General features: G+C 56.9%; 27 protein-coding genes. 21 read left to right on the forward strand and 6 right to left on the reverse strand.

All coding sequences use genetic code 11. From position 1 onward, the window contains the following. Positions 1-3: 3 nt before the first annotated feature. Positions 4-996, reverse strand: a complete 993-nt coding sequence (locus HP15_RS19850) for a WD40/YVTN/BNR-like repeat-containing protein (protein ID WP_014579137.1) — start codon at positions 994-996, stop codon at positions 4-6. 256 nt (positions 997-1252) lie between these two features. Further along, positions 1253-2959: a sigma-54-dependent Fis family transcriptional regulator gene (locus HP15_RS19855; protein ID WP_014579138.1), complete on the reverse strand. Its 1707-nt coding sequence runs from the start codon at positions 2957-2959 to the stop codon at positions 1253-1255. A 382-nt stretch (positions 2960-3341) separates the two neighbouring features. Between HP15_RS19855 and HP15_RS19860 the strand changes: the two genes are divergently transcribed. From HP15_RS19860 to HP15_RS19940, 17 genes are all read left to right on the forward strand, one after another. Beyond that, the gene (locus HP15_RS19860; RefSeq protein WP_014579139.1) at positions 3342-3602 is read left to right on the forward strand and encodes a phenol hydroxylase subunit; all 261 of its coding nucleotides are present in this window, start codon (positions 3342-3344) and stop codon (positions 3600-3602) included. A 50-nt stretch (positions 3603-3652) separates the two neighbouring features. Next, complete coding sequence (locus tag HP15_RS19865) at positions 3653-4654, forward strand: aromatic/alkene monooxygenase hydroxylase subunit beta (RefSeq protein WP_014579140.1); 1002 nt, start codon at positions 3653-3655, stop codon at positions 4652-4654. Next, positions 4651-4920 carry an MmoB/DmpM family protein gene (locus tag HP15_RS19870; protein ID WP_014579141.1) on the forward strand — a complete coding sequence of 90 codons (270 nt, stop codon included), beginning with the start codon at positions 4651-4653 and terminating at the stop codon, positions 4918-4920. The genes HP15_RS19865 and HP15_RS19870 overlap by 4 nt, the downstream gene beginning before the upstream one ends. A 14-nt stretch (positions 4921-4934) precedes the next feature. Further along, positions 4935-6482 carry an aromatic/alkene/methane monooxygenase hydroxylase/oxygenase subunit alpha gene (locus HP15_RS19875; RefSeq protein WP_014579142.1) on the forward strand — a complete coding sequence of 516 codons (1548 nt, stop codon included), beginning with the start codon at positions 4935-4937 and terminating at the stop codon, positions 6480-6482. 65 nt (positions 6483-6547) lie between these two features. Then, positions 6548-6907: a phenol hydroxylase subunit P4 gene (locus HP15_RS19880; RefSeq protein ID WP_041645942.1), complete on the forward strand. Its 360-nt coding sequence runs from the start codon at positions 6548-6550 to the stop codon at positions 6905-6907. A 10-nt stretch (positions 6908-6917) separates the two neighbouring features. Continuing rightward, positions 6918-7979: an NADH:ubiquinone reductase (Na(+)-transporting) subunit F gene (locus HP15_RS19885; protein WP_014579144.1), complete on the forward strand. Its 1062-nt coding sequence runs from the start codon at positions 6918-6920 to the stop codon at positions 7977-7979. 13 nt (positions 7980-7992) lie between these two features. Continuing rightward, positions 7993-8328 carry a 2Fe-2S iron-sulfur cluster-binding protein gene (locus HP15_RS19890; RefSeq protein WP_014579145.1) on the forward strand — a complete coding sequence of 112 codons (336 nt, stop codon included), beginning with the start codon at positions 7993-7995 and terminating at the stop codon, positions 8326-8328. Between the two features lie 5 nt (positions 8329-8333). Then, entirely contained in the window at positions 8334-9257 is a 924-nt protein-coding gene (locus HP15_RS19895; RefSeq protein WP_014579146.1) for a catechol 2,3-dioxygenase, read from the forward strand. 33 nt (positions 9258-9290) lie between these two features. Then, positions 9291-10751, forward strand: a complete 1461-nt coding sequence (locus tag HP15_RS19900) for a 2-hydroxymuconic semialdehyde dehydrogenase (protein ID WP_014579147.1) — start codon at positions 9291-9293, stop codon at positions 10749-10751. Between the two features lie 7 nt (positions 10752-10758). After that, complete coding sequence (locus tag HP15_RS19905) at positions 10759-11616, forward strand: alpha/beta fold hydrolase (RefSeq protein ID WP_014579148.1); 858 nt, start codon at positions 10759-10761, stop codon at positions 11614-11616. Further along, the gene (gene dmpE, locus HP15_RS19910; protein WP_014579149.1) at positions 11616-12401 is read left to right on the forward strand and encodes a 2-oxopent-4-enoate hydratase; all 786 of its coding nucleotides are present in this window, start codon (positions 11616-11618) and stop codon (positions 12399-12401) included. Before HP15_RS19905 ends, dmpE begins: the two co-directional genes overlap by 1 nt. 26 nt (positions 12402-12427) lie before the next feature. Beyond that, entirely contained in the window at positions 12428-13363 is a 936-nt protein-coding gene (locus tag HP15_RS19915; RefSeq protein ID WP_014579150.1) for an acetaldehyde dehydrogenase (acetylating), read from the forward strand. 13 nt (positions 13364-13376) lie between these two features. Next, complete coding sequence (dmpG, locus tag HP15_RS19920; protein WP_014579151.1) at positions 13377-14414, forward strand: 4-hydroxy-2-oxovalerate aldolase; 1038 nt, start codon at positions 13377-13379, stop codon at positions 14412-14414. Further along, positions 14411-15205, forward strand: a complete 795-nt coding sequence (gene dmpH / locus HP15_RS19925) for a 2-oxo-3-hexenedioate decarboxylase (protein ID WP_014579152.1) — start codon at positions 14411-14413, stop codon at positions 15203-15205. Before dmpG ends, dmpH begins: the two co-directional genes overlap by 4 nt. A gap of 9 nt (positions 15206-15214) precedes the next feature. Continuing rightward, positions 15215-15406, forward strand: a complete 192-nt coding sequence (locus HP15_RS19930; protein ID WP_014579153.1) for a 4-oxalocrotonate tautomerase — start codon at positions 15215-15217, stop codon at positions 15404-15406. Between the two features lie 51 nt (positions 15407-15457). Further along, the gene (locus tag HP15_RS19935) at positions 15458-16153 is read left to right on the forward strand and encodes a class III extradiol ring-cleavage dioxygenase family protein (RefSeq protein WP_041646471.1); all 696 of its coding nucleotides are present in this window, start codon (positions 15458-15460) and stop codon (positions 16151-16153) included. 28 nt (positions 16154-16181) lie between these two features. Further along, positions 16182-17123, forward strand: a complete 942-nt coding sequence (locus tag HP15_RS19940; RefSeq protein WP_041645945.1) for a ketopantoate reductase family protein — start codon at positions 16182-16184, stop codon at positions 17121-17123. On the opposite strand, the gene HP15_RS19945 is transcribed toward HP15_RS19940, so the two are convergent. Together HP15_RS19945 and HP15_RS19950 are read right to left on the reverse strand one after the other, a co-directional pair. Continuing rightward, positions 17120-18145, reverse strand: coding sequence for a peptidoglycan -binding protein (locus HP15_RS19945; protein WP_008177163.1), 1026 nt, complete (start codon positions 18143-18145; stop codon positions 17120-17122). The genes HP15_RS19940 and HP15_RS19945 overlap by 4 nt on opposite strands. Continuing rightward, positions 18142-18870 carry a MotA/TolQ/ExbB proton channel family protein gene (locus HP15_RS19950; RefSeq protein WP_014579156.1) on the reverse strand — a complete coding sequence of 243 codons (729 nt, stop codon included), beginning with the start codon at positions 18868-18870 and terminating at the stop codon, positions 18142-18144. The genes HP15_RS19945 and HP15_RS19950 overlap by 4 nt, the downstream gene beginning before the upstream one ends. A 95-nt stretch (positions 18871-18965) precedes the next feature. Between HP15_RS19950 and HP15_RS19955 the strand changes: the two genes are divergently transcribed. After that, on the forward strand, positions 18966-19412 hold the full coding sequence (locus tag HP15_RS19955) for an acyl-CoA thioesterase (protein WP_014579157.1): 447 nt from the start codon (positions 18966-18968) through the stop codon (positions 19410-19412). 69 nt (positions 19413-19481) lie between these two features. Here HP15_RS19955 and HP15_RS19960 read toward each other — a convergent pair whose 3' ends face one another. Continuing rightward, a complete protein-coding gene (locus HP15_RS19960) occupies positions 19482-20165 on the reverse strand; it encodes a type 1 glutamine amidotransferase domain-containing protein (RefSeq protein WP_041645947.1) in 684 nt (227 codons plus the stop codon). Positions 20166-20356: 191 nt separating this feature from the next. Here HP15_RS19960 and HP15_RS19965 point away from each other — a divergent pair, with 191 nt between their 5' ends. From HP15_RS19965 to HP15_RS19975, 3 genes are read left to right on the forward strand one after another with little or no spacing between them, the layout of a single operon-like run. After that, entirely contained in the window at positions 20357-21109 is a 753-nt protein-coding gene (locus HP15_RS19965; protein WP_041645949.1) for a substrate-binding periplasmic protein, read from the forward strand. Next, positions 21106-22488: a ribonuclease J gene (locus tag HP15_RS19970; RefSeq protein ID WP_014579161.1), complete on the forward strand. Its 1383-nt coding sequence runs from the start codon at positions 21106-21108 to the stop codon at positions 22486-22488. The genes HP15_RS19965 and HP15_RS19970 overlap by 4 nt, the downstream gene beginning before the upstream one ends. A gap of 40 nt (positions 22489-22528) precedes the next feature. Beyond that, positions 22529-23293 (forward strand): substrate-binding periplasmic protein, encoded by a 765-nt coding sequence (locus HP15_RS19975; RefSeq protein ID WP_014579162.1) that lies wholly within the window; start codon positions 22529-22531, stop codon positions 23291-23293. A gap of 21 nt (positions 23294-23314) precedes the next feature. On the opposite strand, the gene HP15_RS19980 is transcribed toward HP15_RS19975, so the two are convergent. Continuing rightward, positions 23315-24655, reverse strand: a complete 1341-nt coding sequence (locus HP15_RS19980; protein WP_041646472.1) for an HD-GYP domain-containing protein — start codon at positions 24653-24655, stop codon at positions 23315-23317. Positions 24656-24714: the final 59 nt, after the last annotated feature.

Consider the following 24714-nt stretch of genomic DNA (forward strand, 5'->3'; position numbering starts at 1 on the left):
TCCTCAGTCTTTGCTGGCGGCGTTCGCCGCAGGAAGTTCAAGGTCGAAAAGCAGGCCACGACCTCCGGCAACAAGCAGTCTTTGCTCGGGCATGAGCAGGCCGGTTCGCAGATACAGCGGCTGGTCAGATTCCGAGATTTTTTTCCAGGCGGGCCCCTGCAACTGAAGAACGGTGGCATTGTCGGCAACCGCATAGAGTTCGGGGCTGCCGGGGATGAAACCGAATACCGGAGCATTGGTCTCAGTAGGCATCTGCTCCCAGCTCTCACCACCGTCTGTGGTGTGGTAGATGAACCCGTTCAGGCCGCCAACCCAACCCTCCTCCATGGAGCGGAAGTAGCTGGTATGGGCGTAGAACTCATCCGGCAGATAACCGGCGTAATCCCAGTTAAAGCCACCATCATCGCTGCGAAGCACCATGCCGTACTCGCCGGTGGCGATGGCCTGATCCTCGTTAATGAACTGCAGGTTGTTGATGATGGCGTCTTCGTAAAGAGAGGTTTCATCCCAGTTCTGGCCCAGATCAGAGCTGTACTGGATGGTGGTAAAGCTGCCTGCTGCCCACCAACTTCCGTCAGGGGCACAAGCCACGGTCAACATTTGTTCCTGGCTCGGCAACGGGTGCGGGGTCCAGAGGCTTCCCTGGACATTGCCTTGCCATACCTGGTTGTCGAAGGTCAGTCCGATAAATGAGTTGTCCGGGCAGACATCCAGAGCCAAAAAGCTTGCTGTGGAATTCAGTGCCTGTCTCTTCCAGGTTTCGCCGTTATCCCGGCTGGTAAGCAGTACACCGTCGTTGCCAGTAACGACAATGACCTGATCGTTCCGGACCATGGACTGGTAGAAGTCTGTGCGCTTGGAGGATTGTTCGGAAACCTGGCGTACCGCCTCGAGATTGAGGGGCGCTTCGCAACCCGTCAGCAGCAGCGATGAACTACTGGCTATTGCGATCGCTGTACCGACAGTGCGCCATGAGCGCAGAGGGGTATTTTGCATTTTCTGTCACCGTCTTTGTTTTTGTGAAAAAGCGACTGACGGTGAGAGAGCAACCGGTATGCCATGTCCTTTAAGGCTTTTTTAACTATCTGAAAATAAATAATTAATTCAGAATTTAACTGGTCGTTTGGACGCGCTATCAGGCCGATAGAAAAGTTTGATTTTAATCAAATGATCAAACCAAGAGGCGGATTGCTTATTTCATAAGGTGGGATTCGGTCGTCGCAACATCCCTGTTGCCCGATGGGGTTTGCTTTCAGTTTTCGGCGAGGATGCCGGATTTTTTAAGCCGGTAGGCCAGGGCCGGGCGGGTAAGTCCGAGTATGCGTGCAGCACCAGAGACATTTTGGTTGGCCTGCTCCATGGCGCGGCGCATGAGTGTCTCTTCAACTTCATCCAGACTGATGGAGTCGCCCAGAATCTGATCCGCCCAGCCCCCGGAATTTCCTGGTGAACCTTCGTGTACCACATGACCCTCGCCATCCACGACTTCATGGGGTTTTTCCGAATGATTGTCCGGGAAGACGGCGAACAAGGATTCCTGACTGATAGATTCGTTGTTATCAGTAAGAATCACGCCCCGCTCGATCACGTTTTCAAGCTCTCGAATATTTCCGGGCCAACGATAATTCATACACAGAGCCAGTGCCTTGTCCGAAAGACCCAGGGTTCTTTTGTTGTATTCCGAATGGAACTTCTTTAGAAAATGCTCCACCAGTAGAGGCAGATCTTCCAGCCGGTCCCGAAGGGGTGGGATTTTTACCGGGAACACATTCAGTCGGTAGTACAGGTCCGCGCGGAACTTACCGGATTCAACGGCTTCGGCGAGGCTTTCGTTCGTGGCAGCAATCACTCGAACATTGACCGACCGGGTGCGATTGTCACCCACCCGTTCGAGTTCACCTTCCTGCAGTACCCTTAACAGCGTGGCCTGCGCTCGAGCCGTAAGTTCGACCACCTCATCCAGAAAAATGGTGCCACCGTTAGCCCGCTCGAAGCGGCCCGGACGTGACTGATTCGCGCCGGTGTAGGCGCCCTTTTCGACACCAAAGAGTTCGGCTTCAATCAGGTCGGGAGGTATGGCTGCACAGTTCACGGCGACAAACGGCTGCTCCGCCCGCTCGCTGCGGAGGTGGACGCTTCTGGCGATGACCTCTTTGCCGACGCCGGTTTCACCCAGAAGGAGGACCGAGACCTTGCCCATGGCGGCCTTGTCGATCATCTTGCAGACCTTGTTATAAGACGCGGACTGGCCAATGCCGTAATACTGCCCCTGTTGATTCTCAAGGCTGCTGCGAAGTGAGCTCACCTGAGACTGCAAGTCGTAGAGCTCTTCGATCATGGGGTCTGCTTTGAAGTATTTGATGAACTCCTCTGAGTCTTCCCACTCTTCGGCCGGTTTCCCGACGATGTGGCATTTCTCGTCGCCGCAGCCCCGGCAGGTGACCTCCTTGAAAATGATCTGGCGTCCCATAAACGAGGAGGTATATGCGCAGGCATAGCCGAGCAGCGACCAGCAGGCAGGCTCGTCCATCTGGCCGAGTTCGGTCTGACAGATCTCCACCTCGAAAGAGTCAAACCAGTCAAGTTCCCCGTAAAAGCCCCCAGTGTCCTGATCGATATCAATCTCAATCGGGATGACTTTCACCATGCCCTTCAGAGAATGGAGCTGGGGCCCGGCCAGGAATATGTCCAGTTCGCTGCAGTGCGGGCGAAGCTTGCGGGCAAGTTCTGCATCCCGAAGTCCGGACTGATAGCCAAGGCGCAGGAAAAACCCTTTTGCCCGTTCAATGCCGATGGTATTGACCATCTCACGGCGGAATGCAGCCATGGCGGAGACCTGCATGAGGAGCATCCGCTGTTCGCCAAACCAGATTTTGCCTTCCGTGCTTTGAAACCGGATCTGTTCCGTAAGATCCTGAAAGTCCGCGTATTGCAGCTGTGGCTTGTAGCTGATTGCCATGTCAGGAGCCCCGTTTGTTGTTGTGTGGGGTTGGGGTTGTGCCCTGGTTGAGAGTCCGAGTGCGGGCACGAAATTGCTGCTCTATATAACACCTGATGAAAGTCAAAAATCAATCAAATGATAAAAATCTGGCCATTTGTCTGATGATTTTCTGTGCATCTGAGCATTTGCTGAGATAGCTTTCCCGAGTTGATCAAATAATGAAAATCCGCCCGTTCCAACCCTCGTTGTGTTCCCTGAAACATCCTTGCCTGCGACTCCTGATAACAAAATAAAGCTAATAAAAACAGTAGATTGAAAACTTTGATTGTCGCCCGCTCAGGGTTTGGCACACCCGTTGCTCCTCTCTCACCAGCCAACAACAAAGACAATGGGGCAAACAATGACGACCCAGAACGACATCAAATCCTTCGACGAGCTGACGCGATACATCCGGGTGCGGAGTGAGCCGGGCGACAAGTTCGTGGAATTCGACTTCGCCATTGGTTACCCGGAGCTGTTCGTTGAACTCGTTCTTCCCCGCGAGGCCTTCGAAATCTTCTGCAGGCACAACAAGGTTGTCCACATGGATTCCGAGATGATCCGCGAGATCGATGAAGACATGGTCAAGTGGCGCTTCGGGGAGCGTGGGCAGCGTTACTGAGCGAAGCGCATCAGCATCCATATTCACAACAACAAGACGGTAAGGTTGATATGAGTATCGAAATCAAGACCAATTCGGTGGAACCCATCCGCCACACCTATGGCCACATTGCCCGTCGCTTTGGCGACAAGCCGGCAACCCGCTATCAGGAAGCCAGTTACGACATTGAGGCCAAGACCAACTTCCACTATCGGCCGCAATGGGATTCCGAGCATACCCTGAACGATCCGACGCGCACCGCGATCCGCATGGAAGACTGGTATGCGGTTACCGATCCGCGCCAGTTCTATTACGGCGCCTATGTAGGCAATCGCGCCAAGATGCAGGAGGCGGCCGAGACCAGCTTTGGTTTCTGCGAGAAGCGTAATCTGCTGACCCGCCTTCCCCAGGAAACCCAGAAACAGCTACTACGCCTGCTGGTGCCCCTGCGTCATGTTGAGCTTGGTGCCAACATGAATAACAGCAAGATCGCCGGTGATGCGACCGCCACAACTGTCTCCCAGATGCATATCTACACCGGGATGGATCGACTGGGGATTGGCCAGTACCTCTCCCGGATTGCCCTGATGATTGACGGCAGCACCGGGGCTGGACTCGATGAATCCAAGGGCTACTGGATGGATGACGAGCTCTGGCAGCCCATGCGCAAACTGGTCGAAGACTCCCTGGTGATTGATGACTGGTTCGAGCTGACCCTGGTTCAGAACATCCTCATGGACGGCCTGATGTATCCCCTGGTCTACGACAAGATCGACACCTGGTTCGAGAGCCAGGGTGCGGAGGATGTCTCCATGCTCACCGAGTTCATGCGCGACTGGTACAAGGAGTCGCTTCGCTGGACCAACGCCATGCTGAAAGTTGTTGCGGGTGAAAGCGACGACAACCGTGAACTGCTTCAGAAGTGGATCGATCACTGGGAGCCCCAGGCCTACAACGCCCTGAAACCGTTGGCGCAAGCCTCAGCTGGCATCGACGCGCTAGACGAAGCCCGCGCCGAACTCGCCACCCGTCTCAAAAAATGTGGCTTGCAGAGCCAGGGAGTATCCGCATGAGCCAGCTCGTATTCATTGCCTTTCAGGACAACGACAACGCCCGGTATCTGGCGGAAGCCATTATGGAGGACAACCCGGAAGCGGAGCTCCAGCACCAGCCAGCAATGATCCGGATCCAGGCCGAGAAGCGCCTGGTCATCAACCGGGAAACAATGGAAGAAAAGCTTGGCCGGGACTGGGACGTTCAGGAAATGCTCATCGATGTAATCAGTATCGGCGGCAATGTCGATGAAGACGATGACCACTTCATTCTTCAGTGGAACTAATCGGGAGACCTATCATGGCTGTTAAAAACAAGAAATTGAACCTTAAAGACAAGTACCAGTACCTGACCCGGGATATGTCCTGGGAGCCGACCTACCAGAAGAAAGAAGACATCTACCCGGACGAGCGGTTCGAAGGCATCAAGATTACCGACTGGTCCCAGTGGGAGGATCCGTTCCGGCTGACCATGGATGCCTACTGGAAGTACCAGGCCGAGAAAGAGAAGAAGCTGTACGCGATTTTTGATGCGTTCGCCCAGAACAATGGTCACCAGAACATTTCAGATGCCCGTTACGTCAACGCGCTGAAGCTGTTTCTCAGTGGTGTGTCGCCGCTGGAGCATGCGGCGTACCAGGGTTATGCCAAGGTTGGCCGCCAGTTCAGCGGTGCCGGTGCGCGGGTCGCCTGTCAGATGCAGGCCATTGACGAGCTGCGTCATTCCCAGACCCAGCAGCACGCGATGAGCCACTACAACAAACACTTCAACGGGTTGCATGATGCGGCGCACATGCACGACCGGGTGTGGTTCCTCTCGGTGCCGAAGTCGTTCTTTGACGACGCTCGCTCTGCCGGCCCGTTCGAGTTCCTGACGGCGATTTCGTTCTCGTTCGAGTATGTGCTGACGAACCTTTTGTTCGTGCCGTTCATGTCCGGCGCAGCCTACAACGGCGATATGGCAACCGTTACCTTCGGTTTCTCCGCCCAGTCAGACGAAGCCCGGCACATGACTCTTGGTCTTGAGGTGATCAAGTTCATTCTGGAGCAGCACGAAGACAACGTGCCCATCGTCCAGCAGTGGATCGACAAGTGGTTCTGGCGTGGTTTCCGCCTGCTGAGCCTGGTGGGGATGATGATGGACTACATGCTGCCGAACAAGGTCATGTCCTGGGCGGAAGCCTGGGAGGTGTACTACGAGCAGAACGGGGGCGCGCTGTTCAAGGACCTGGAGCGTTATGGCATTCGTCCGCCCAAGTACCAGGACATCGCCAATGACGCGAAGAACCATGTAAGCCATCAGGCGTGGGCCACCTTCTACCAGTACGGCCATGCCACCAACTTCCACACCTGGATGCCTGAAAAGGAAGAGCTGGACTGGCTGTCCGAGAAGTATCCGGACACCTTCGACAAGTACTACCGTCCACGCTTCGAGCATTGGGCGAAGGAGCACGCCGAAGGCCGTCGCTTCTACAACAACACGCTGCCCCAGCTGTGTCAGGTGTGCCAGATCCCGACCATTTTCACCGAGAAAGACGATCCGAGCATGCTCAGCCACCGCCAGATCGAGCATGAGGGCGAACGTTATCACTTCTGCTCGGACGGATGCTGCGACATCTTCAAGAACGAGCCCGAGAAATACGTCCAGGCATGGCTGCCCGTGCACCAGATCTACCAGGGCAACTGTGAAGGCGGCGACGTCGAGACGGTGGTTTCGAAGTACTACCACATCAATATCGGCGAAGACAATTTCGACTATGTGGGGTCCCCGGACCAGAAGCGCTGGCTCGCCATAAAGGGCAAGTCATCCGAGGAGAAGACCGAGAGCGCCAAGCAAGACGCAGCCTGATCCGGGATTCGCCCGGTGTCATTGGCACCGGGCGTTTCACCCACAAAAACAACAAGGTGACCATCATGAGTGTGAACGCTTTATACGATTACAAGTTTGAACCCCGGGACAAGGTAGAGAACTTTCATGGCATGCAGTTGCTGTATCTCTACTGGCCCCACCATCTGATGTACTGCTCACCGTTTGCCTTCCTGGTGCAGCCAGACATGACCTTTGGAGCCTTCATCGAGGAGGTGCTGAAGCCGGCGGTCGAGGCTCACCCGGACTCGGCCAGAGCCAGATTCCTGGACGCCCAGTGGCAACTCAACGGCGAGCCTTTCACGCCGGACCCATCGGCCACCCTTAAGAGCAGTGGCATTGACCACAAGAGCATGCTGACTGTGATCACTCCAGAACTGAACGGCATTGCCGGCTCTGCATCCTGAGGTAAGCGCCATGAGTCACACCGTAACGATCGAGCCCATAGGCGAGCAGATTGAAGTGGAGGATGGGCAGACCATCCTTCAAGCCGCACTGCGCCAGGGTGTCTGGTTGCCGTTTGCCTGCGGGCATGGCACCTGCGCCACCTGTAAGGTCCAGGTACTGGAAGGTGATGTCGAAATTGGTGACGCCTCGCCCTTCGCCCTGATGGATATCGAACGTGACGAGGGCAAGGTATTGGCCTGCTGCGCCACTGTTGAAAGCGATGTCACCATCGAAGCGGATATCGATGTGGATCCGGATTTCGAGGGCTACCCGGTTGAGGACTATACCGCCACTGTGACGGGCATCGTGGAGCTTTCTCCAACCATCAGAGGTGTGCATTTGAAGCTGGACCGCCCCATGACGTTCCAGGCGGGCCAGTACATCAATATCGAGTTGCCTGGTGTCGATGGCGCCCGGGCATTCTCTCTGGCTAATCCACCCGGCAAAGCCGATGAAGTGGAGCTGCATGTTCGTCTCGTTGAGGGCGGTGCTGCCACTACTTACATCCACGAACAACTGAAAACCGGTGATGCGCTGAATCTTTCAGGCCCCTACGGCCAGTTCTTCGTACGCAGTTCCCAGCCTGGCGACCTGATCTTCATCGCTGGCGGTTCAGGGCTGTCCAGCCCCCAATCGATGATCCTGGATCTTCTGGAACAGAACGACGAACGCAAGATTGTCCTGTTCCAGGGCGCCAGAAACCTTGCCGAGCTCTACAACCGGGAGTTATTCGAGGCTCTGGATCGCGATCACGACAACTTCACCTATGTACCGGCTCTCAGTCAGGCGGAAGAAGACGCTGAATGGCAGGGTTTCCGTGGCTATGTCCATGACGCCGCCAAAGCCCATTTCGATGGCCGTTTTGCTGGCAACAAGGCCTACCTGTGTGGCCCCCCTCCGATGATTGATGCGGCTATCACGGCACTGATGCAGGGGCGGCTGTTCGAGCGTGACATCTTTATGGAGAAGTTCCTGACAGCGGCGGACGGGGCGGAAGACACCCAGCGTTCGGCCCTGTTCAAGAAGATATAACCGGAGGTGCGCCATGGGTATCGGATGCCAGGTAACCAACCGGACAACCGGGGACAGCTTTACTTGCGGTGAAGGGCAAAGCGTTCTCAAAGCGATGGAGCAATGGGGTGTGAAGTGCGTTCCCGTCGGCTGCCGTGGCGGTGGCTGCGGCTTCTGCAAGATCCGGGTGGTCGAGGGTGAATACGAGTGCGGAAAGATGAGCCGCGCACACGCACCGCCGGAAGCCATTGAGCAAGGGGAGGTCCTGGCCTGCCGGATCTATCCGGTCACCGATCTGACTATTGAGTGCCTGGAGCCATCCGCGCCGGGCGAAACGAGCGAGCAAACAACAACAAGAGCGTTGAGGTAACTGTCATGAAAAAAGGTGTAATGCGTCCCGGCCACGTCCAGATCCGCGTACTCGATATGGATGAGGCCCTCAAACACTACACAGACCTTCTGGGTCTGATTGAAACCGACCGGGACGATCACGGTCGCGTGTATCTGAAAGCCTGGACGGAGGTGGACAAGTTCTCGGTTGTGCTCCGACCTGCTGATGAGCCTGGCATGGACTTTATGGCCTTCAAGGTGGTGGATGAAGCCTCCCTGCAGCAACTCGAAAAAGATCTGGCAGATCATGGCGTGGAGGTTGAACAGGTTCCGGAAGGGGAACTGAAAGATTGCGGTCGGCGGGTTCGGTTCAACGCCCCCTCGGGTCACACGTTCGAACTTTACGCTGACAAGAAGTACACCGGCAAATGGGGCATTACCGAAGTAAACCCGGAAGCCTGGCCGCGTGGCCTGGATGGCATGAAAGCGGTCCGCTTCGACCACTGTCTTCTTTATGGGCCAGAGTTGGCTGCCACCTACGACCTGTTCGTTAACGTGCTCGGATTCTATCTGGCCGAACAGGTGCTCGACGGCGACGGAACCCGAATCGCGCAGTTCCTCACTCTGTCCACCAAGGCTCATGACATTGCCTTTATTCATCATGAAGAGAAAGGCAAGTTCCACCACGCTTCGTTCTACCTGGAAACCTGGGAAGACGTGCTCAGGGCGGCCGATCTGATCTCTATGACCGACACCTCCATTGATATCGGTCCCACCCGACATGGCCTGACCCATGGCAAGACGATCTATTTCTTCGATCCTTCCGGCAACCGCAACGAAGTGTTCTGTGGCGGAGATTACAACTACCCCGATCACAAGCCGGTTACCTGGCAGGCAGAGCAACTGGGCAAAGCCATCTTCTACCACGACCGGGTATTGAACGAACGGTTCCTGACGGTACTGACCTGACAACCGACACTGGCGCAACAGGATTTAGCAGCAATGAAAGACATCAAACACTACATCAATGGGCAGTACGTTGGTTCGGCCAGTGGCAGGCTGTTCGACAACGTTAATCCTGCGAACGGCAAAGTGATCAGCAAGGTTCACGAAGCCGGCCGGGAAGAGGTGGACGCAGCAGTGAAGGCGGCAAGAGCCGCGCTGCGGGGTCCCTGGGGCAAAATGACCCTGGAACAGCGTACCGCCATCCTTCACAAAGTGGCGGATGGTATCAACGCCCGTTTTGATGAGTTCCTGGAGGCAGAGTGTCTCGATACCGGCAAGCCGAAATCTCTGGCCAGCCATATCGACATCCCCCGGGGGGCCGCCAACTTCAAAGTGTTCGCGGACATGATCAAGAACGTGCCCACCGAATCCTTTGAAATGCCGACTCCGGATGGTACCGGTGCCCTGAACTATGCGGTCCGTCGTCCGAAAGGCGTCATTGGCGTCATCAGTCCCTGGAACCTGCCTTTGCTGCTGATGACCTGGAAGGTCGGACCGGCCCTGGCCTGCGGCAATACAGTGGTGGTCAAGCCGTCGGAAGAGACACCGACCACCACAGCCCTTTTGGGCGAGGTGATGAAAGAGGCCGGCGTTCCGGACGGTGTCTACAACGTGGTGCATGGCTTCGGCGGTGATTCTGCCGGTGCGTATCTGACCGAGCATCCACAGGTAGACGGCTTTACCTTCACCGGCGAGACCGGTACTGGCGAGGTCATTATGAAGGCCGCTGCTAAAGGTATCCGCGACATTTCCCTGGAGCTGGGAGGCAAGAATGCCGGTCTGGTATTCGCAGACTGTGACATGGAAAAGGCGATTGAGGGCACCATGCGTTCCGCCTTCGCGAACTGTGGTCAGGTCTGCCTGGGTACCGAGCGGGTCTACGTTGAGCGTTCGATCTTCGACGAGTTCGTCGGCCGTCTGAAGGAAGCGGCGGAGGGCCTGAAGATCGGTCCCCCCGATGATGCCGACGCCAACCTTGGGCCACTGGTGAGTCTCAAGCACCGTGAGAAAGTCCTCTCCTACTACCAGAAAGCGGTTGATGACGGCGCTACCGTGGTCACCGGCGGCGGTGTTCCGGACATGCCTGCAGAGCTGGCGGGCGGCGCCTGGGTTGAGCCGACCATCTGGACCGGTCTCCCGGACGACTCGGCGGTGGTGACGGACGAAATCTTCGGCCCCTGTTGCCACATTCGCCCCTTCGACACCGAAGAGGAGGCCATTGAGCTGGCCAACAGCCTGCCGTACGGGCTGGCCTCTGCGATCTGGAGCGAAAACATCACCCGTGCGCACCGCGTTGCTGGCCAGATTGAGGCGGGCATTATCTGGGTGAATAGCTGGTTCCTGCGGGACCTTCGGACCCCCTTCGGCGGGAGCAAACAATCGGGTGTTGGCCGCGAGGGTGGCGTTCATTCGCTGGAGTTCTACACCGAGATGAAGAACATCTGCGTGAAACTGTGAGGCAGCCATGAACGCTCCTGTAGAGAGTCCGGAAATCGGGCGAGAGATTAACGCCGCTGGCTACAGCACCAACCTGCACGACCTGGGAGAGGGATTTCCGGTCATGATGATTCACGGGTCAGGTCCAGGCGTTACAGCCTGGGCCAATTGGCGACTGGTGATGCCTGAGCTGGCTCGAAATCGGCGCGTGATTGCGCCAGACATGCTTGGTTTTGGATACAGCGAGCGGCCTGCGGACCAAACCTACAACCGGGAACGCTGGGTGAAGCACGCAATTGGCGTTCTGGACGAGTTGGGCCTGGAACAGGTTGATCTCGTGGGTAACTCGTTCGGCGGCGGACTGGCCCTCGCCCTGGCCATTGAACATCCGCAAAGGGTGCGTCGGCTGGTGCTGATGGGGTCGGTGGGTGTGAGCTTTCCGATCACCCAGGGTCTGGATGAAGTCTGGGGTTACGAGCCCTCGCTGGACACCATGCGCCGGCTGATGGATGTGTTCGCCTACGACAAGAGTCTGCTGACCGAAGAGCTGGCACAGATGCGTTACCAGGCCAGTGTCCGTGCAGGTTTCCAGGAGTCGTTTTCCGCCATGTTCCCGGCGCCGCGCCAGCGTTGGGTCGACAACCTTGCGAGCAAGGAAGAGGACATTCGGGCGCTACCCCACGAAACCCTGATACTCCATGGCCGCGAGGATGAAGTGATCCCGCTGGAGGCGTCACTGAAGCTGGCCGAACTGATCAACCGGGCCCAGCTTCATGTTTTTGGACGTTGCGGACACTGGACACAAATTGAACATGCCAGCCGTTTTGCACGACTGGTCAACGATTTCCTGAGCGAAGCCGACCAGGCCGCCACCGGAGGTAATTAATGGAACAGTCAAAAATTCAGGCGCTTGGCGACGAGTTATACCAGGCCATGTTGAGCCGGGAAGCAGTTGCGCCGCTGACCAGTCGTGGTCAAGAAATCAGTATCGACGATGCCTACCACATTTCCCTGCGCATGCTGGAGCGTCGTCTTGCCGATGGGGCCTCCATCATTGGCAAGAAGATCGGTGTAACCAGCAAGGCGGTGCAGAACATGCTGAACGTACACCAGCCGGATTTCGGGTACCTCACCGACGACATGGTGTTCAACAGTGGCGAGGTGATGCCCATCAGTGATCGGCTGATTGCCCCCCGGGCGGAGGGCGAAATTGCCTTCATCCTGAAAAAGGATCTGACCGGACCAGGGATCACCAATGCAGACGTGCTGGCGGCAACCGAGTGTGTGATGCCCTGTTTCGAAATCGTCGATTCCCGCATCCAGGACTGGAAGATCGCCATCCAGGACACCATTGCCGACAACGCCTCCTGTGGTTTGTTTGTTCTGGGGGATCAGGCGGTGTCTCCGCGCAAGGTGGATCTGGTGACTTGCGGCATGGTGGTGGAGAAGAACGGCAGTGTTCTCAGTGCCGGGGCCGGAGCGGCAGCACTCGGTTCTCCGGTGAATTGCGTGACCTGGCTGGCTAATACCCTGGGCGAGTTCGGTATTTCCCTGAGGGCAGGGGAGGTCATCCTTTCCGGTTCTCTGGTGCCACTGGAGCCGGTCAAGGCCGGTGACTATATGCGGGTTGATATCGGTGGCATCGGTAGCGCCTCGGTGCGTTTTGCCTGATTGAAAAGAACAACGAGGACTAGGCTATGAGCAAGAAAATAAAGGCAGCCATCATCGGCTCGGGCAACATCGGCACCGACCTGATGATCAAGATTCTGCGCAATGGCAAGAACATTGAAATGGGCGCCATGGTCGGGATCGATCCGGAATCGGACGGTCTGGCCCGTGCTGCCCGGATGGGCGTGGCCACCACCCACGAAGGGGTGGATGGACTGGTGAAGATGCCGGAATTCGCCGACATCGACATTGTATTCGATGCAACCTCCGCAAAGGCCCACATGCACAACGAGGTTTTTCTGCGCGGCCACAAGGAGAGCATCAAGATTATTGATATGACGCCTGCGGCGATCGGCCCCTACTGCGTGCCGGTGGTGAACCTTGAGCAGCAGCTTCAGGAAGGCAACGTCAACATGGTTACCTGCGGCGGCCAGGCCACCATTCCCATGGTTGCGGCGGTTTCACGAGTGGCCAAGGCCCACTACGCCGAAATCGTTGCCTCGATTTCCTCGAAGTCCGCCGGCCCCGGTACCCGCGCCAATATCGACGAGTTTACCCAAACCACGTCCCGGGCCATTGAGGTGGTGGGCGGTGCCCAGAAGGGCAAGGCCATCATCATCCTGAATCCGGCCGAGCCGCCCCTCCTGATGCGCGATACCGTGTACGTGCTCTCCGACGCGGCAGACAAGGCTGAAGTGGAGGCCTCGGTGGAAGAAATGGTCCAGGCCGTAAACAGCTATGTGCCAGGCTACCGCCTGAAGCAGAAAGTGCAGTTTGATGACATCCCCGAAGACCAGCCCATGAACGTTCCAGGCCTGGGTCGCTTCAGCGGCCTGAAGACCTCCATCTTCCTGGAAGTGGAGGGCGCGGCCCACTACCTGCCGGCCTATGCAGGCAATCTGGACATCATGACCTCCGCCGCTCTCGGTACCGCCGAGCGCATCGCCGAATCGCTGGTCAACTGAGGAGGATATTCCCATGACATTCAACCCCGGCAAAAAACTCTACATCTCCGACGTCACCCTGCGCGACGGCAGCCACGCCATCCGCCACCAGTACTCCATCAAGAACGTGCAGGACATCGCACGGGCACTGGACAAGGCGAAGGTCGACAGTATTGAAGTGGCCCACGGTGATGGCCTTCAGGGCTCAAGCTTCAATTACGGCTTCGGCGCCCACACTGATCTGGAGTGGATCGAGGCGGTGGCGGAAGTGATCGAGCACGCCAAAATCGCCACCCTGCTGTTGCCCGGCATCGGTACCGTCCATGACCTGGACAACGCCTATAACGCCGGTGCCCGCATCGTACGTGTGGCCACTCATTGCACCGAAGCGGATGTCTCGAAACAGCACATTGAACACGCCCGCAAGCTGGGCATGGACACCGTTGGCTTTCTGATGATGAGCCACATGCAGACACCAAAAGGGTTGGCAGAGCAGGCCAAGCTGATGGAAGACTACGGAGCCACCTGCCTGTACGTCGTCGACTCCGGCGGAGCCATGAACATGAACGACATCCGGGACCGGTTCCGGGCACTCAAGGATGTGCTCAAGCCGGAGACCCAGACGGGCATGCATGCTCATCACAATCTCGCGCTGGGCGTGGCCAATTCCATTGTTGCCGTTGAGGAAGGTTGTGACCGGATTGATGCTTCCCTGGCCGGCATGGGTGCTGGCGCCGGCAACGCACCGCTGGAAGTGTGCATTGCGGCCTTTGACAAGATGGGCTGGGAGCATGGCACGGACGTGTACGCCCTGATGGACGCGGCCGATGACATTGTGCGCCCCTTGCAGGACCGCCCGGTGCGGGTGGACCGCGAAACCCTGGCCCTGGGCTATGCCGGTGTCTATTCCAGCTTCCTGCGCCACTCCGAAGTGGCGGCGCAGAAGTACGGTCTGAAGGCCGTGGATATTCTGGTTGAGTTGGGTAAGCGCCGCATGGTTGGCGGCCAGGAAGACATGATCGTGGACGTGGCGCTGGATCTGCTGGCGGCCCAAAAGGAGCAAAACGCATGAGCAAAACACTAAACCAAGAGCAGGTTCTGGCTCTGGCCGAGCATGTGGAAAACGCCGAACTTCAGGCCCACGACATCACCAAGGTCACCAACGACTTCCCGGATATGACCTTCGAGGATGCCTATGACGTGCAGTGGGAGATCCGTCGTCGCAAGGAAGCCCGTGGTAACAAGATTGTGGGTATGAAAATGGGCCTGACTTCCTGGGCCAAGATGGCGCAGATGGGCGTCGAGACTCCGATTTACGGATTTCTGGCGGATTACTTCAGCGTGCCCGATGGAGGGGTGGTCAACACCAAAGAGCTCATCCACCCGAAAATCGAAGCGGAGATAGCCTTTGTTACCAAGGCACCCCTGAAAGGCCCGGGCTGCCATATCGGCCAGGTTCTGGCAGCCACCGACTTTGTCATACCAGCTGTCGAAGTCATCGATTCCCGCTATGAGAACTTCAAGTTCGACCTGGTAAGCGTTGTAGCAGACAACGCCTCGTCCACCCGTTTTATCACCGGTGGCCAGATGGCCGATGTTGCCGATGTTGACCTGAAAACGTTGGGTGTTGTGGTTGAGAAGAATGGCGAGGTTGTTGATGTGGGCGCGGGTGCCGCGGTGCTTGGACACCCAGCTTCCAGTGTTGCCATGCTGGCCAACCTGCTCGCCGAGCGAGGAGAGCACATTCCGGCCGGCACCTTCATCATGACTGGAGGCATTACGGCTGCGATTGCTGTTGAACCCGGTGACAACATCACGGTTCGCTACCAGGGGTTGGGTACCGTGTCTGCCCGCTTCGAATAAGGAGATCACATGCCTGTCGCGCAAATCAATATTCTTGAAGGGCGGTCGGATGAGCAAAAGGAAATGCTTATCCGTGAGGTGACCGATGCGATTTCACGGTCGTTGGGGGCGCCGGTGGAAAGTGTCCGGATCATTATTACCGAAATGCCCAAGCAGCATTTTGGAATTGGCGGCCAGTCGGCTAAAAAACTGGGGCGTTGACGCCCCGGTTCGCCGATCGATTCGCCCGTTAATCGCTTGATGGGAGGCTTCGTGCCGAGATTGCCAGTGTTTTACCTGTCCTGTGACAGAGATGCATATTCAGCTCCGATAAGCCAACCCCGGCTCCGTCGTCTGATCAAGCGAGACATGCAGGTTGGCAATGTCACCTTTATCACTTCTCGAGAGGGCGGCGACAAACCCGAGATTTTTCACCAATGCGGCAAAGGCCTTCTTGCCGAGCGTCTGCAATCGCTGATGGCCGATAGGGGATTTCAGGCCACTATTGAGGGTGGCCGGGACCCCGGACTGGAATCGCTGGCGGCGAGCATGACCGGTGTGGCGCCGGAAGAAGTCATTGAATTGAGGCTGAATACCGGTATGACCAGCGACGACTACAGGCAGATTGGTCACTGTCTGGAGGCGCTCCGGGAGCAGGGTATTCTGCTTATCTGCCTGGATCAGAAAGAGCAGGGCGCGAGTGAGATAAATCACCAACCGCACGATGCCTACATTCGCAACCTGATACAGCAGTGGGAGCATGAGCAACTTTGGCGTCAAGCCATGTCAGAGGGAAGTCTGGCCGGGCGCCGAGCCAGGCGTGGGCAGGATGTCCCTGTTGCCGACCCCACCCTGTGCGTGCTGAATACTGCGTTCAGTCTGGGGGGGCTGAAAGCCCCCCAGCGGGTATTCGGCTTTGCATTGGATGAGGACAGTCATTCACTCGCCGGCTATGGCTGGATGCAATAGACTGCGGAAAACATTGGGGATTCCGTAAATGCTCAGATTATTGATAGTGGGTGCCGGTGGCATCGGCGGTTACTATGCCGCCAGGCTGCTGCACGCCGGACATGAGGTGGTTCTGACCGCACGTGGTGCGCATCTGGCAGCTCTGGAGGAGCAGGGGCTGACGGTTCAGTATGGGGATGAGGTGTGGTCATTTCCGGTTCAGTCGATGGACCATTCCGCGGTGGTTGCCCGTTTCCGTCCGGATGATTTTGATGTCGTACTGGTCACGCTCAAATCCACGGCGACTGAAGCGATGCTGGCCGAGTTGGGTCCCTGGCTCTATCACGGCAAGGTGCCGGTCCTCTCGCTTCAGAACGGGGTGGATAACGAGCCCGCCTTGGCCTCATTGCTGGGGGAGCACAGGGTTCTGGGTGGCCTGGCTGTCCGAATTGGTGGTCATATTGTCCAGCCGGGCGTAGTGCAAGCCGAGGGCCCTGCCCAAATTGTCATGGGTGAATGGCCTATGGCCCTGGGATCTGATCTTCGCGGCCAGTTGCTGCAGCAATTACAGGAAGACTTCGAGGCGGCCGGTATTCCAACAACCGTCTCTGACAACATCCGTTACGAGCTCTGGCGCAAGCTGGTGATCAACAACGGCGTGAACCCGCTCTCGGCCCTGACCGGCCTTGATACCCGGAGCCTTACTCACCATCCCGAGTTCCGGAAGATTGTCCACGGAATGATGGCGGAAACCGTAGCAGCGTCGAAGGCCGATGACGTGAACCTTGGGCCTGAGGATCTGGCCGAGATGTTCGACCTGATCAGCAACTTCAACGCCATCAAGACGTCCATGCTGGTCGACAAGGAAAAGGGGCGGCCCCTCGAACTCGACAGTATCGCCGGTGCGGTCCTGAGACGCTGCGAGCGCCTGGGCATTGAGGCGCCATACACCAGGACAGTGAGCGCCCTGTTAACCCATTCGCAGAGTTAGCGATCTGTAAGCTTCAGCTCAATCCTCCGGTTTCTCTGCAACGCCTCCGGAGAGGTGCCTTCCGCTACCGGGAAGAACTCGCCAAATCCGGCCGCCGCCATGCGCCGTTCCGGTACACCCTGCGCTGCAAGGTAGCGCACGACTGCGACGGCTCGGGCAGTGGACAGCTCCCAGTTCGAGGGGAATCTCGGGGTATTGATAGGTATGACATCGGTATGACCATCAATCCTCAGGATCCAGTCAACGTCCTCTGGAATCTTTGCGGATACATCCAGCAGTAGTTTGGCTAGCTTGTCGAGCTCCTGCCGGCCTTCCTCACCCAGTTCCGCCGAGGCGGAAGCAAACAACAGTTCGGAAGGTAGCAAGAAACGGTCGCCGACGATCCGGACATTCTCGTTGCCTGCCAGAATATCCCGCAACCGGGCAAAGAACTCGGACTGATACTGTTCGAGTTGGTTGACGCGCTCGGCCAGTAGGGTGTTCAGCCGTCTGCTGACCTGTTCCAGTTCCTGCTCCTTGTCGGCGGTCATCTGTTCCTGGAGCTCCAGCGCCGAGGCAATCTGCCTGAGTTGCTCTCGCAAGGAGGCTATCTGATTCGACAGCCTCAGGATCATCGCCTGCTGGCTGGCCGATATATCGTCTTTCTCGTCAATCGACTCTTCCATGCTGGCCAGTCGCTCCGATTGCGCATCGGCCATGGCGGTTTGCCGCATCAGTTGTTCACGGGTGGATTCCAGCTGACCGACCAGACTGTTGTTCCGCTCCTGAAGGCTGGTTAACTGATTTTCCAGTGCCTCGCTTCTGTTTTCTTCCAGGCCGAGCAATTCCGAGAGCTCGTTCAACTGGGCATTGAGTCGGGCGAGCTGGGTATCCCGGTCAGAGAGTGTCTGGGACAGGTAGAGCTGGCTGACCACATAGACCAGCAGCATGAATATGACCAGCATCAGCAGAGCCGACAGGGCATCCACATATCCCGGCCAGACGTTGGTGGTGCTTCGGCTTCGGCGCCTGGAACCGATCATGACAGGTCTTTCTCGTCGTCTATCCGGTCCACGAGGTTGGTCACACCTGTCAGCCACTCCTCCAGACCGTCATAAAAGCGGTTCTGGGCATGGCCGGCCTGGATATCCAGGAAGCCCAGTATCAGTGAGCCGCCCAATCCCAGCAGAGAGGAGCTGAACGCGGTGCCCATACCCTCAAGCGGCGTAAGCAGGCCTTCCTGAAGCTCCGCAAACACCTTGCCGAAGTCTTCCTGGCTCATATCCAGTCCGGTGATGACCTGGCCGACCGAGTTGATGGTGCCCAGCAGGCCCCAGAAAGTACCCAGCAGGCCGAGGAAGACCAGCAGGCTGATGAAATAGCGCGTGATTTCCCGCTGTTCGTCCATGCGGGAGTGGATACCATCGAGCACGGTTCGAAGGGAAAGGGTAGACAGTGTGAACCGGTCCTTGGTTGCGTCCTCGCCGAGCTGTCTTGCCAGCGGCTTCAGCAACTTGGGCTCCTGAACCACCGAAAGGCCGGCGTGTCCGGTTCTGAACTGGGCGATCCACTTCAGTTCCGGAAACAGCACGAACACCTGCCTGTAGGTGAGGGCGATGCCGATGATCAGAACCCCGAGAATCAGCAGATTGAAAACCCAGTTGGCCATAAAGGCCGAAATCAGGGGCTTGTGGATCAGGGCGCCGACGATGACGACCACGCCGAGGAACAGCGTCATCCAGAAAAGGGTGTGCTTGGGGTTGCTCATAGCGATGGCCAGCTTTTTTGAGATATTCCTCAAAACGTTAGCACAGATATGAGAAGCTGTTGGCGACAGTAACTGAACTTTAATCGGAGCGCGTCATGGCTGGTGAATTGCCTTTCCGTTTTCGCTTCCGGGTTCGCTATGGTGAATGCGATGCCCAGGGCGTGGTGTTCAACGCACGTTATGCGGATTTCGTTGATATTGCTGTCAACGAATATATTCGCACCCTGTTTGGCGATTATCAGCACCTGCTGGATCAGGACCTGGATATCCAGGTGGTGAGCCTGACGGTGAACTGGAAGGCCCCGGCGAAGTTTGACGATGTTCTGGAAGCCCGCATTCGCGCCGGGCGAATCGGAAACACTTCATTTACCCTGCATCTGGAGTTTTTCCGGTATGGGGATGACGGATTTATCGCCGATGCGGACGTCACCTATGTGCTGATTCAGCCTTCGGTGATGGGCAAGGTGGCGATACCGGATCACATTCGTCAATTGCTGGAGCTGGGCGCTCCGGGCGAGTTGATCAGTCACGCAGGGGAGTAGGCTGGAAGCAAAAAAGAAGGCCAGATGAAATTCATCTGGCCCTGGATTCATCCTGCAGTTACTGCCGGATCAGGCCTCTTGAAGAGCCTGCACAACGGCCTTCGCTGCCCCCTCGGAAGAGGCCGGGTTTTGCCCGGTAATCAGCTTGCCGTCCACCACGATGTGCGGTGCCCAGTCGTCACCGCGGGTGTAGGTGGCGGTGTTTTCCTTCAGCATGTCTTCCAGCAGGAAAGGCACCACGCCGCTCAGACCAACCGCTTCTTCCTCGCTGTTGGTGAAGCCTGTTACTTCCCGGCCGCCAACGATGTTCTGGCCCGGTTTCACTTCCACGTTTTTGAACACGGCTGGTGCGTGGCAAACTGCACCAATCACCTTGTCCTGCTCGTAGGCTGTCTTGATCAGGGCAATGGACTTGTCGTCGTTAACCAGGTCCCAGAGCGGGCCGTGACCACCTGGATAGAAAATCGCGTCGTATTCGTTCATGTCCACGTCGCTCAGCTTTTTAGTGCTGGCGAGGGATTCCTTGGCATGGGCATCCTGCTGGAACCGACGCGTGGTCTCGGTCAGCGCTTCCTCGGCCTCGCTGTTGGGATCGACTGGCGGCTGGCCGCCCTTCGGTGACGCAATGGTGATGTCTGCGCCGGCATCCCGGAAAACGTAGTAAGGCGCGGTGAACTCTTCGAGCCAGAAGCCGGTCTTATGGCCGGTGTCGCCCATCTGGTCATGGGATGTAAGAACCATCAGAATCTTCATGGTGTCCGTCCTTTTCATTGACGAATGAATGGCGCTTCTTGATTGCTGTGATAATGAAGTTGTGCCATCAGTGACTGAATTCAACCGTCAGTACGTAAATCCGACGATCCCGGATCTTGAACCGTCTATACTGGAGACAGATGGCCAGACCTCATAAGAATCTGAAAACCTCACAGGCAAGGATGACTGGAATGCGAGTGTTCGCCACCGCTGTTCTGATGGCGTTAGTGTTTCCTGTTTCGGCCCAGCAGGGCACGGAAACCGTGGAAGCGCTGACCGTAACCGTGGGTGCCAATCATGCGCCCCCCTACCGGATTATCGAGGGTGGGGAGCCAACGGGCCTATATGTGGATATCTTCCAGGAAATCGCTGATCGGTTGGGTTGGAAAGTGCATTATCGGGAGGCGCCTTTCCGGCGGGTCTTGAGGATGGTGCAGCAGGGTGAGGTGGATGTCATGCTGGGGCCCCTGGAGACCGCCGAACGGACCGAGCTCATGGAGTTCGTGGCGCCGGCATTTCCTCCGGAACGGCGATTGTTTTTTTACCTTAACGCAGAAAATCGCATTGAGCGCTACGCCGATCTGTATGGACGAGCCATTGGTATTCTGGAAGGGGCGTCGTATTTCTCCCGGTTTGATACTGATGACAAACTTCTCAAGGAGCCTGCGCCCCGTTACGAAAACCTGATGCTGATGATGCAGAAAGGCCGGGTAGATGTCGTGATCGCCCCAGAGCTTGTCGGTTTGTACGCGGTCGAAAAGTTGGGGCTGGATGTTAAGGTTTCACCGTTCTTTGTGCCTGGAGAGCGCTCCTACATCGCTGTTGCGAAGAACTCGCCCGTGCTGAAGTATGCCGATGACATTCGGGCGGCGCTGAAACTGATTGAATTGGAAGGCATACACGAGGACCTGGTGTTGAAGTACATGGACCGATTTGCTGAATGATTCCCGAACAGTCTGACCTCTGGTTCCTACCCCTGGGTGGAACCGGTGAAATTGGTATGAACCTCAACCTCTATGGCCACGATGGTGCCTGGTTGATGGTGGATTGTGGTGTTACCTTTCCAAAGCCTGGTCGCATTGCTGCTGATGGCACGGTGCATCATCGTGGCGAGCCGCCGGTTCAAATGGCGGATCCTGCGTTCATTGCTGACCGCCGTGAACGGCTGGCGGGCCTCGTAATTACCCACGCCCACGAAGATCATGTCGGAGCTGTACCCTACCTCTGGCCGCTGCTGCAGTGTCCGATATACACCAGCCGGTTCACGGCCGAGATTCTGCGTCGCAAGCTCGCGGAGTTCGACCTGCTGCACCGGGTGCCGATCATCGAAGTGGAGACCGGCCAGAGCAAACAGGTCGGGCCATTCAGCGTGCAGTGGCTGGCGCTGACTCACTCCATCCCGGACCCTAACGCGCTGATGATTCGCACCGCCGCCGGTAACATCTTCCACAGCGGTGACTGGAAGCTGGATGAGCAGCCGCTGGTAGGCCACGGCTATTCGCCAAAAACCTTCACCGATCTGGCAAACGAGGGCGTGAACGCCATGGTGTGTGACTCCACCAACGCCACAGTCTCGGGGCACTCGGTATCCGAGGCGGCCTTGCATGAAGGATTGCTCAGAGCGACCCGCTCCGCCGAAGGCCGCGTTGTAGTGACCTGTTTTGGCAGTAATATCGCCCGATTATATACTCTGGCCTCAATCGCGAGGGAAACCGGCCGTTATATGGGTTTATTGGGCCGGTCTTTGATCAATATGAGTGGCGCCGCCAGGGCTGCAGGGCTGTGGGATTCGGCTGACCAGTTGATCAATCCGGCACATCTGGGGTATCTCCCGCGGGACGAAGTACTGGCCGTGGCCACGGGCAGTCAGGGCGAGCCGCGAACGGCTCTGCGCAGACTGGCCTCTGGTACCCATCCGGATTTTGAGCTGGAGGCGGGCGACACGGTAATCTTCAGCGCTCGTGCCATCCCCGGCAACGAGGAATCCATCGAGGCGCTGGTGACCAGATTGCAAGAGTTGGGGGTGAGGGTAATCACGGCCGAGGATGCTGATTTGCCAATTCATGCTTCAGGTCATCCCGCACAGGAAGAACTGGAGTTAATGTATAAATGGGTAAAGCCTGCCATTGCCATTCCGGTCCATGGTGAGGCTGAACACATGGAAACGCATGCTGACATAGCCAAAGCAACTGGTGTACCCCGTGCCATGGTGGGCCGAAACGGCGATCTTTTCATGATCCGGCCGGTGCCGGGAATTCGTCGTCAGGTTGTCGAAACTGGCCGTCTGGGCTGGCACAAAGAGGGTCTTGTGAGAGTTGAATAAGTCATTTTCTTCTGTTGTCGGTAGGTCACTTGTATTCGCAGTGGCCGCCTTGTTTCTGGCCCCGGTTCACGCATTGCCAGACCCTTCCTGCAATACGCTCATCGTGAGCGGGAATCCGGAGTATCCACCCCTGCTCTGGCGCGACCAGGAGCGCCCGGGCTATCTGATTGGCGCGGTGCCTGCTTTGCTCAAGGAAATCACGGAGCCATTGGGCGTCAATGTTGAAGTGAAAGACACAGGCTCTTGGGCCCGGGTCCAGCGCATGGCACGCCAGGGCGATATCGACATGGTGGCGGGCGCGTTCATTACTTCGGAACGCATTGGCTACATGGATTATTTGCTGCCGCCAATAACGCATCTGCCGACCGCGGTCTGGGTCCCCAAAGGCCGGGAGTTTGTCTACCGCCACTGGCCGGACCTGGTGGGTAAGCGGGGCAGCACATTGATCAACAACAGTTTTGGCCAGAATTTCGACCGGTATGCGGAACAAAACCTCCTCATTGAGGGAGTCAGGTCGATTGAACAATCCTTCCAGATGGCGCTCGTTGACCGGGTGGATTATGTCCTCTATGAAGTTTTGCAGGGTGAGGTGAAACTGGAGTACCTGGGTATCGCCGATCAATTTGTTCCCCTGCCGACCCCGGTGAGCCGAGAGGGTCTGTTTTTTACCTTCTCCAAGGCAGCGCCATGCAACTCCTTCGAGCTTCGGGAGCGACTTGCCGAGCGCCTCTATGAGCTCGTGAACTCTGGCCGCGTGGAAGAACTGATCAGGCGCTACAAGGCTATGTACTCCGCCTCCAGTTGAAGTATGTTGATTGGGCAGGTGTCAAACCGATGCGTCGTTTAGTTCCAGAGTGAGCCCGTTATCGATGAATCGCTGCAAGACGATTCCGTAGGTGCCGTCAGGAACCTCTTTAATGATTTCGAACGGTTCTCCGACACTGTTAAGAGGCTCCGTCTGCAAGTCCAGAAGACGGTATTTTGCAGGCCGCTGTTTGTTTTCATCCCGGACCAAAACCACCTTTGGCTTTCGTCGATTCTTCGGGTTTGAGCCAATCACGATGGCTACCTCGCCCGATTTCATTTCAACAATGGCGCCGGGTGGGTAGATCCCGATCAGCAGGACGAACTCCCGGGCAAGCTCGGGATCAAACTGAATGCCTCTGAAGCGGTGGATGATTTCCAGCGCTTCCCGGGAGGAGCGCGCGCGGTCATAAGCTCGATTGCTGGTGATTGCGTCGTAGGTATCGACGATGGCCACAATTTTGGCGAAATAGGGAATCTGGGAATCAACGAGGCCCCGGGGGTAGCCCCTGCCGTCAAGGCGTTCATGGTGGTTGTAGGCTACGTCGACGGCCGCATGCACGACGCGGGGAAGGGCCATGAGCATGTCACGGCCCCAGTTGGCGTGGTTCTGCATGATTCCGTGTTCTTCGGGGGTCAAGGGTCCCGGTTTTTGCAGCAGATCGACAGGGACTTTGGCTTTGCCTATGTCGTGGAGTAGGCCGGCCAGCCCCAACGACCGAATCTCTTCTTCCAGCAAGCCCAGCTTTTTGCCGAACGCCGCCGACAGTATCGAAACGTTGAGGGAATGCTCTGCGGTATATTTGTCCTTGTTTTTCAACTTTGTAAGCAGTAACAGTGCGTCTTCATTTCTGAGGATGCTGTCTACGCAGTTATCTACGACCTCACGAGCCTTGTTGAGATCAAGTGTGCGACCAACGCGTAGACCGGACATGATGCTGTCGGCAAAGGACTTCGCCTCGGCGTAATGTCCAGATGCTTTTCGTATTTCCCTGTCAACACTGACCTTGTTGATGTAAGTAATCCGTTGACGCGACCGGGAATTGCCGGTTTCCGCAATGGGCTCTTGCGGGCGATTCGATATTTCCTGTTCGGATGTCGGTCCATGGAACATGGAAAAACGGGACTTCGCCGATGTCCGTGACTTTCGTTGGGAAATGTCCGGCTCAGTGTTCTTGACTTTGCCTTCAATCACGACGCGTCGGCATTGGGACTGAAGGGCATCGATATCCTCTTGTCGCTGGACCACAAAGCCCTGGATCAGGAAATCAGTGTCTTCCCAGGGACGGTCCAGCCGGACGACGTGCATTCCGACCCGCAGTTCCGAGACATCAATTTCAAGTTCGACCGTTTCGTATCGCATACCAATCAACCTGGCTGTCTGGAGTTCATCATACGGTCTCATTATTCCGGGGTCACAGG

This window comes from Marinobacter adhaerens HP15 (assembly GCF_000166295.1).
GTDB classification, from domain to species: domain Bacteria; phylum Pseudomonadota; class Gammaproteobacteria; order Pseudomonadales; family Oleiphilaceae; genus Marinobacter; species Marinobacter adhaerens.

Coding starts and splice junctions, on each gene's coding strand:
- HP15_RS19850 (WP_014579137.1), bottom strand. CDS start 996: ATGCAAAATACCCCTCTGCGCTCATGGCGCACTGTCGGTACAGCGATC.
- HP15_RS19855 (WP_014579138.1), bottom strand. CDS start 2,959: ATGGCAATCAGCTACAAGCCACAGCTGCAATACGCGGACTTTCAGGAT.
- HP15_RS19860 (WP_014579139.1), top strand. CDS start 3,342: ATGACGACCCAGAACGACATCAAATCCTTCGACGAGCTGACGCGATAC.
- HP15_RS19865 (WP_014579140.1), top strand. CDS start 3,653: ATGAGTATCGAAATCAAGACCAATTCGGTGGAACCCATCCGCCACACC.
- HP15_RS19870 (WP_014579141.1), top strand. CDS start 4,651: ATGAGCCAGCTCGTATTCATTGCCTTTCAGGACAACGACAACGCCCGG.
- HP15_RS19875 (WP_014579142.1), top strand. CDS start 4,935: ATGGCTGTTAAAAACAAGAAATTGAACCTTAAAGACAAGTACCAGTAC.
- HP15_RS19880 (WP_041645942.1), top strand. CDS start 6,548: ATGAGTGTGAACGCTTTATACGATTACAAGTTTGAACCCCGGGACAAG.
- HP15_RS19885 (WP_014579144.1), top strand. CDS start 6,918: ATGAGTCACACCGTAACGATCGAGCCCATAGGCGAGCAGATTGAAGTG.
- HP15_RS19890 (WP_014579145.1), top strand. CDS start 7,993: ATGGGTATCGGATGCCAGGTAACCAACCGGACAACCGGGGACAGCTTT.
- HP15_RS19895 (WP_014579146.1), top strand. CDS start 8,334: ATGAAAAAAGGTGTAATGCGTCCCGGCCACGTCCAGATCCGCGTACTC.
- HP15_RS19900 (WP_014579147.1), top strand. CDS start 9,291: ATGAAAGACATCAAACACTACATCAATGGGCAGTACGTTGGTTCGGCC.
- HP15_RS19905 (WP_014579148.1), top strand. CDS start 10,759: ATGAACGCTCCTGTAGAGAGTCCGGAAATCGGGCGAGAGATTAACGCC.
- dmpE (WP_014579149.1), top strand. CDS start 11,616: ATGGAACAGTCAAAAATTCAGGCGCTTGGCGACGAGTTATACCAGGCC.
- HP15_RS19915 (WP_014579150.1), top strand. CDS start 12,428: ATGAGCAAGAAAATAAAGGCAGCCATCATCGGCTCGGGCAACATCGGC.
- dmpG (WP_014579151.1), top strand. CDS start 13,377: ATGACATTCAACCCCGGCAAAAAACTCTACATCTCCGACGTCACCCTG.
- dmpH (WP_014579152.1), top strand. CDS start 14,411: ATGAGCAAAACACTAAACCAAGAGCAGGTTCTGGCTCTGGCCGAGCAT.
- HP15_RS19930 (WP_014579153.1), top strand. CDS start 15,215: ATGCCTGTCGCGCAAATCAATATTCTTGAAGGGCGGTCGGATGAGCAA.
- HP15_RS19940 (WP_041645945.1), top strand. CDS start 16,182: ATGCTCAGATTATTGATAGTGGGTGCCGGTGGCATCGGCGGTTACTAT.
- HP15_RS19945 (WP_008177163.1), bottom strand. CDS start 18,145: ATGATCGGTTCCAGGCGCCGAAGCCGAAGCACCACCAACGTCTGGCCG.
- HP15_RS19950 (WP_014579156.1), bottom strand. CDS start 18,870: ATGAGCAACCCCAAGCACACCCTTTTCTGGATGACGCTGTTCCTCGGC.
- HP15_RS19955 (WP_014579157.1), top strand. CDS start 18,966: ATGGCTGGTGAATTGCCTTTCCGTTTTCGCTTCCGGGTTCGCTATGGT.
- HP15_RS19960 (WP_041645947.1), bottom strand. CDS start 20,165: ATGAAGATTCTGATGGTTCTTACATCCCATGACCAGATGGGCGACACC.
- HP15_RS19965 (WP_041645949.1), top strand. CDS start 20,357: ATGCGAGTGTTCGCCACCGCTGTTCTGATGGCGTTAGTGTTTCCTGTT.
- HP15_RS19970 (WP_014579161.1), top strand. CDS start 21,106: ATGATTCCCGAACAGTCTGACCTCTGGTTCCTACCCCTGGGTGGAACC.
- HP15_RS19980 (WP_041646472.1), bottom strand. CDS start 24,655: ATGCGATACGAAACGGTCGAACTTGAAATTGATGTCTCGGAACTGCGG.